We start from the raw sequence: 6,733 nt of genomic DNA on the forward strand, positions 1-6,733 counted from the left end.
GCAGACCATCGGCGCCACCACCCTGGACGAGTACCGCAAGCACATCGAGAAGGACGCCGCGCTCGAGCGCCGCTTCCAGCCGATCCAGGTGCCCGAGCCCTCCGTCGAGGACGCCACCCAGATCCTGCGCGGCCTGCGGGACCGCTACGAGGCCCACCACAAGGTGTCCATCACCGACGGCGCCCTCTCCGCGGCCGCGTCCCTCGCGGACCGCTACGTCTCCGACCGCCACCTGCCGGACAAGGCCATCGACCTGATCGACGAGGCCGGCGCCCGCCTGCGCATCCGCCGCATGACCATGCCGCCGGAGATCAAGGCCTTCGAGGAGCGCATCGCCGAGGTGCGCGCCGAGAAGGAGGCCGCGATCGACGGCCAGGACTTCGAGGGCGCCGCGCGCCTCCGGGACCAGGAGCAGCAGCTCGAGGACGAGCGCCAGAAGAAGGAGGAGGCCTGGCGCACCGGCCAGGCGGACGCCGTCGCCACCGTGGACGAGGACCTCGTGGCCGAGGTGCTCTCCCTGTCCACCGGCATCCCCGTCTTCAAGCTCACCGAGGAGGAGACGGACCGCCTGCGCAACATGGAGGCCGAGCTCCACCAGCGCGTCATCGGCCAGGACGAGGCCATCAAGTCCCTGTCCCGCGCCATCCGCCGCACCCGCGCGGGCCTCAAGGACCCGAACCGCCCCTCGGGGTCGTTCATCTTCGCCGGCCCCACCGGCGTCGGCAAGACCGAGCTCGCCAAGTCCCTTGCGGAGTTCCTGTTCGGGGACGAGGACGCCCTCATCACCCTGGACATGTCCGAGTTCCAGGAGAAGCACACGGTCTCCCGCCTCTTCGGCGCCCCTCCCGGCTACGTGGGCTACGAGGAGGGCGGCCAGCTCACCGAGAAGGTGCGCCGTCGGCCGTTCTCCGTGGTGCTCTTCGACGAGGTGGAGAAGGCCCACGCGGACCTGTTCAACTCGCTGCTGCAGATCCTCGAGGACGGTCGCCTGACCGACTCGCAGGGCCGCGTGGTGGACTTCAAGAACACCGTGATCATCATGACCACCAACCTGGGCACCCGGGACATCTCCAAGGGCGTGATGACCGGCTTCCAGTCCTCGACGGACACCTCCACGGGCTATGAGCGCATGAAGGGCAAGGTCCGCGAGGAGCTGCGCCAGCACTTCCGCCCGGAGTTCCTCAACCGCGTGGACGACGTGATCGTGTTCCCGCAGCTGCAGAAGTCCGAGATCGTGGAGATCGTGGACCTGTTCATCGCCCGCCTGGCCAAGCGCCTGGACGAGCAGGACATGTCCATCGAGCTCACGCAGGCCGCGAAGGACCTGCTCGCCGAGCGGGGCTACGACCCGGCCATGGGCGCCCGCCCGCTGCGCCGCACCATCCAGCACATGGTGGAGGACCAGCTCTCCGAGAAGATCCTGTTCGGCGAGATCCCGGGCGGCTCCACGATCCACGTGGACGCCACGGGCGAGGGCGCCGAGGCCGAGCTGACGTTCTCCCACACGGGCGGGCGGAAGGCCCTCGACGGCGACGCCCCGGGCGAGCTCGAGGCCGGGGCCCCGGACCACGCCGAGGAGGGCGCCCCGGGCGCGGACGTCCCGCGGGCCCCGCGCACCGACGGCGGGGACGAGGGTCCCGACGCCGGGCACGTCGCCGCGCCGGTCGACTGACCGGAGGCTGACGACCCCGCGGAGGCGGGGGAGGGGTTGACCCCTCCCCCGCCTCACGCGTTCACTGTCGGGACCGGCGGGGCGTGCCCGCCGCGTCCCCGTGGACCCCACCGGGTCCCCGACCCCTCCAGGAGGCGACCATGGCAGACATGGACAACACGTTCGACAAGCTCAAGGGCGACGTCAAGGGCAAGGCCGGCGAGGCCACCGGCGACCGCCGCCTCGAGGCCGAGGGCAAGTCCGAGTCCGCCGCCGCGGGTGTGAAGGACGCGGCGCAGAACGCGGGCGATTCCCTCAAGGGCGCCGCGGACGGCGTCAAGAACGCCTTCAAGAAGGACTGACCCGGGGACCCGGGACCAGACCGACCAGCAGACGGACCAGACGAAGGAGGACCCCATGGTGGGCATCGACGGCATCAAGGACTTCGCGAACCAGAACTCCGACCAGATCAACCAGCACGTGGACTCCGCCCAGGAGCAGCACGGCGACAAGCTCGGCCAGCACGCCGACAAGGTCAACCAGGGCGTCGACGCCGCCCAGGGCAGGTTCCTGAACGGGGACGTGCAGGAGCAGGCCGAGGGCCAGACGATGGGCGGCCAGCAGGCCTGACCCCCCGCCCCAGGACCCCCGCACCGGGACGACCCGGGCGGGGGTCCTCGTGCGCCCGGCCCCTAGACTGGCGCCATGCCCGCCGACCCCGCCGTCACTCTCCGCCCGGCCCGCACGCAGGACGTGCATGCGATCCGTGAGCTGGTGCGGCCGCTGGCGGAGCGCCGGGTGCTGCTCCAGAAGGAGGCGGTGGCGTTCTACGAGGCCATCCAGGAGTTCGTGGTGGCCGAGGGCGCGGACGGTGCGCTCGCCGGGTTCGGCGCCCTGCACGTGATGTGGGAGGACCTCGCGGAGGTGCGCACCCTGGCGGTGGCCGACGGCTTCCAGGGCCGCGGCGTGGGGCACCTGCTGCTGGACGAGCTGCTGGACCGGGCCCGCCGCGTGGGCGTGTCCCGCGTGTTCTGCCTGACCTTCGAGGTCGAGTTCTTCCGCCGGCACGGGTTCGAGGTGATGGCGGACCAGTCCGCCGTGGACCCCGAGGTCTACGCGGAGCTGCTGCGCTCCACGGACGAGGGCGTGGCCGAGTTCCTCGACCTCGCGCGGGTCAAGCCGAACACCCTCGGCAACACCCGCATGATCCGCACCCTCTGAGGGTGCGGCGGTCCGGGCCTCAGCCGGGGAAGGCGAGCGCGCCGTCGTCGTGACGGACCAGCAGGCCGTCCGCGAGCAGGCCGGCCACGCACCGCTCCCATTGGGCGTCCTCCGGGCGGTGGGCGCCCAGGCGGCCCGTGGCGACGACGGCGTCCCGCACCCGTGCGCCCGGCACCCTCCCGTGCTCCCGGACGGCCGCCATGACCGCGCCGCGCACCTGGCGGTCCGTCCCCGCCCAGGCCTGGCCGCGGGGCCGCTCCTCGGGCGGCGGGGAGCCCGCGGCCACCCACGCGCACGAGACGCGCACGGGGCAGCGGTCGCACGCGGGGGAGCGGGCGGTGCAGACCAGGGCGCCGAGCTCCATGACGGCCGCGTTCCAGGCGTTGGCCCGGTCCCGGTCGTGCGGCATGAGCGCGTGGGCGCGGCGCATCTCGGACCGCGTGAGGGTCTTCGGCGGGAGGGGCTCGCCGGCCACGGCGCGCCCGATCACCCGGCGCACGTTGGTGTCCACCACGGTCTCCGGGATCCCGAACGCGAAGCTGGACACCGCCGCCGCCGTGTACTCGCCGATCCCGGGCAGGGCGCGCAGGGCCTGCGGGTCCGCCGGCACCTCGCCGCCGTGCCGCTCCACGATCGCCCGCGCCGCCTCCTGCAGTCGCAGCGCCCGGCGCGGGTAGCCGAGGCGGTCCCACGCGGTGAGCACCTCCGCGGTGGGGGCGGCGGCGAGGTCCGCGGGGGTGGGCCAGCGCTCCATCCAGGCGCGCCACCGGGGCAGGACCCGCACCACGGGGGTCTGCTGCAGCATGATCTCCGAGACCAGCACGCCCCACGGCGGGCAGTCCGGGTCCCGCCACGGCAGGTCGCGGGCGTGCACCGCGAACCAGCCCAGGATCCCCTGGTGGAGGGAGGCCGCGCGGGCGGCGTCGGCCTCCGCGGCGTCCGGGGTCGGGGCGTCTTCGCGGGGGGCGGCGGGCGTGGGCATGCCGTCCACTCTAGGGCCGTGCCCGGGCCTACCCTGGATGCCATGCCCTCCGCACCCCGTGAGCCCCGTCCCCGCCCCTCCGCGGCCGTCTACCGGCGTCGTCGCCTGGCGGTGGCGGTGCTGGCGGCGCTGGTGCTGCTCCTGGTGGGCTGGGGGCTGGGCGCATTGGTGAACGCCCTCCTGCCCGCGGGCGGCGGCGACGCCGAGGCCGCCCCGAGCGCGGCCCCCACCCCCGTCTCGTCCCCGACGCCGGCCCGGGCATCGGCCTCGGGGTTCACCGCGGAGGACGACATGGACGTGGCCGCCCTGCCGGCGTGTGCGCCCACGGACCTGCGCGTGGTGGCCTCCTCGGACCGCGACGAGTACGCCCGCGGCCAGGAGGCGGTGCTCCGGCTGGGCGTCACGAACCTCTCGGCCCGCCCGTGCCGTGCGGACGTGGGCACCGCGGCGCAGGAGTTCCGGATCGAGGACGCCCAGGGCGGTCAGGTGATGAGCACCAGGGTGTGCCAGGCCGAGCCTGCCCACCAGGAGGTGGCCCTCGAGCCGGGGGACCAGCAGCGGGCGGTGTACCGCTGGGACGGGCGGACCTCCTCGGCGGACTGCACGCGGCAGGGCGGGCTCGCCGAGCCCGGCCGCCACGCCCTCACCGTGAGCCTGGGGGACGTGCGGTCCCGGCCCGTGGCCCTCGTGGTGCTCGAGGAGACCGCGAGCCCGTCCGCCTCCCCGGCGCCCTCGCCGTCCGCCTCGTCGCCGGACTCCGCAGCCCCCTCCGGCACGGCGACGCCGGCCCCGTCCTCCGCCGCGCCCGCGCCGGCGTTGCCGGCACCGGCGTCCACCGGGGGCTGAGGGGTCAGGGCCGCCCGCCGGTCCAGGACTGGATGGACCCGAGGGCCTCGCCCAGGGTGCCGACCTCCGCCACGGAGAACCCGGCCGGCACGTCCCCCAGCGGCTCGGGGGAGCGGGGCACGAGTGCGCGGGTGAAGCCGAGCCGCGCGGCCTCCCGCACCCGCCGGCCCACGCCGGGCACCGGCCGCACCTCCCCGGCCAGGCCGAGCTCGCCGACCGCGATCATCCCCTGCGGCACGGGCGCGCCGAGCTTGGCGGAGGCGATGGCCACCGCCACCGCAAGGTCCGAGGCCGGCTCGGCCAGGCGCACGCCGCCCACGGTGGCCACGTAGCAGTCGTCCTGGGCCAGGGCGAAGCGGGCACGGCGCTGCAGGACCGCCAGCAGCATGTTCACGCGGGCCGCGTCCACCCCGGACACCGTGCGGCGCGGGCTGCCGCCGGCGGAGGGGGTGAGCAGGGACTGGACCTCGGCCACCAGCGGCCGGCGCCCCTCCAGGGTGACCGTCACGCACGTGCCCTCCACGGGATCCACGGTGCCGGAGAGGAACAGGCCCGAGGGGTCGTCGAGGGACTCGATCCCGTCCTCGCGCAGGTCGAAGCAGCCGACCTCGTCCGTGGGCCCGAAGCGGTTCTTCACGGCGCGCACGAGGCGCAGCCGGGAGTGGCGGTCCCCCTCGAACTGGCAGACCACGTCCACGAGGTGCTCGAGCAGGCGGGGGCCCGCGATGGTGCCGTCCTTGGTCACGTGCCCCACCAGGACCGTGGTGATGCCCTTCTCCTTGGCGGTGCGGATCAGGCTCGCCGCCACCTCCCGCACCTGCGTCACGCCGCCGGCCACGCCGTCCACCTCGGCGGACTGCAGGGTCTGCACGGAGTCCACCACCACGAGCTCCGGGTCCGTCCGCTCGATCTGCCCCAGGGCCCGCCCGAGGTCCGTCTCCGCCGCCAGGCGCAGGGTGTCCGCCACCGCGCCGATCCGGTCCGCGCGCGAGCGCACCTGGGCGGCGGACTCCTCGCCGGTGAGGTAGAGGACGGAGCGCTCCCCGCCCCCGCCCGCGCCGCGCGCGGTCTGGGCGGCGACGTCCAGCAGCAGCGTGGACTTGCCGATGCCGGGCTCCCCGGCCAGCAGGATCACCGCGCCGGGCACCAGGCCGCCGCCGAGCACCCGGTCCAGCTCCCGCACGCCCGTGGTGCGGAAGGAGGCCAGGGTGGCGTCCACCTCGCCGATCCGCGGGGCGGGCGAGGCGACCGTGGAGGCCTTCGTGCGGCCCGGCGTCGAGCCCCCGCCGGCCTCCTCCACCGTGCCCCACGCCTGGCACTCGCCGCAGCGGCCCACCCACTTCACGGACGTCCACCCGCACTCGGTGCAGCGGTATCCGGGGGTGCGCTTCGCGGCGGTCTTGGTGGCCATGCGCCCACTGTAGGCAGGGCTCCGGACGGCGTAGCGGCCCTCCGCCCACGGCGCACCGTCCCCGACGCCGCCGGGCCGCCCGACGACGTCGCCCCGCCCCGGCTCAGACGCGCGGCAGGTAGGAGACGGCCTCGTCGTGGGAGGCGCCCGTGGCCTCGATCAGGTCCACCATCATGGGGCGCAGCAGCATCACCAGGGCCTCGCCGTGCACGGTGCGCCCGGCCAGCTGCGCGGGGTCCAGCCGGGAGGCGGAGGTCCCCAGGGCGTCCCGGGCCACGCCGAGCGAGCGGTGCCGGCCCTCCTCCTGCGGCTCCACGAGGGAGCGGTGCAGCACCTCGACCGCGTCCGCGGCGTCGTCGAACCAGGCGGCCAGGCGCTCGCGGTGGTCGTCGTCGACGGCCCCGTGGTCCAGGATCGAGACCACGCGCCGAGCCACGATCCGCAGCGAGCGCACGGCCAGGTCGGAGCGGTCCGCCGCCCGGGACATCGTCTCCACGAGCCCGCGCGAGGAGCGCTGCAGGGGGTTGTACGCGGCCTGCTCGGCGCTCAGGCGCAGCTCCTTGCGGACGTCGTCGAGGGTGCCCTGCGTGCGCCGGCACTCCACCAGCGCCATCCACGCGAT

At 75.1% G+C, this 6,733-nt stretch carries 7 protein-coding genes and 1 pseudogene; 5 read left to right on the forward strand and 3 right to left on the reverse strand.

Annotation, left to right across the window (positions count from 1 at the left end; all coding sequences use genetic code 11):
• The 4 genes from Q4D18_RS03320 to Q4D18_RS03335 form a co-directional block, all read left to right on the forward strand.
• Positions 1–1,672 (forward strand): ATP-dependent Clp protease ATP-binding subunit (locus Q4D18_RS03320; protein WP_303125787.1); only part of this gene is annotated, 1,672 nt, incomplete at its 5' end.
• Positions 1,673–1,812: 140 nt separating this feature from the next.
• Positions 1,813–2,013, forward strand: a complete 201-nt coding sequence (locus tag Q4D18_RS03325) for a CsbD family protein (protein ID WP_303125789.1) — start codon at positions 1,813–1,815, stop codon at positions 2,011–2,013.
• A gap of 55 nt (positions 2,014–2,068) precedes the next feature.
• The gene (locus Q4D18_RS03330; protein WP_303125791.1) at positions 2,069–2,281 is read left to right on the forward strand and encodes an antitoxin; all 213 of its coding nucleotides are present in this window, start codon (positions 2,069–2,071) and stop codon (positions 2,279–2,281) included.
• A 75-nt stretch (positions 2,282–2,356) separates the two neighbouring features.
• Positions 2,357–2,872, forward strand: coding sequence for an amino-acid N-acetyltransferase (locus Q4D18_RS03335; RefSeq protein WP_303125792.1), 516 nt, complete (start codon positions 2,357–2,359; stop codon positions 2,870–2,872).
• A 19-nt stretch (positions 2,873–2,891) separates the two neighbouring features.
• On the opposite strand, the gene Q4D18_RS03340 is transcribed toward Q4D18_RS03335, so the two are convergent.
• Positions 2,892–3,854: an A/G-specific adenine glycosylase gene (locus Q4D18_RS03340; protein WP_303125793.1), complete on the reverse strand. Its 963-nt coding sequence runs from the start codon at positions 3,852–3,854 to the stop codon at positions 2,892–2,894.
• Between the two features lie 42 nt (positions 3,855–3,896).
• Between Q4D18_RS03340 and Q4D18_RS03345 the strand changes: the two genes are divergently transcribed.
• Entirely contained in the window at positions 3,897–4,700 is an 804-nt protein-coding gene (locus Q4D18_RS03345) for a DUF4232 domain-containing protein (RefSeq protein WP_303125795.1), read from the forward strand.
• A gap of 4 nt (positions 4,701–4,704) precedes the next feature.
• On the opposite strand, the gene radA is transcribed toward Q4D18_RS03345, so the two are convergent.
• Positions 4,705–6,111 carry a DNA repair protein RadA gene (gene radA, locus Q4D18_RS03350; protein WP_303125796.1) on the reverse strand — a complete coding sequence of 469 codons (1,407 nt, stop codon included), beginning with the start codon at positions 6,109–6,111 and terminating at the stop codon, positions 4,705–4,707.
• Positions 6,112–6,214: 103 nt separating this feature from the next.
• Positions 6,215–6,733 (reverse strand): annotated as a pseudogene (locus Q4D18_RS03355) (FUSC family protein); the annotation flags it as partial.

This window comes from Micrococcus sp. (genome assembly GCF_030523875.1).
Classification (GTDB): domain Bacteria; phylum Actinomycetota; class Actinomycetes; order Actinomycetales; family Micrococcaceae; genus Micrococcus.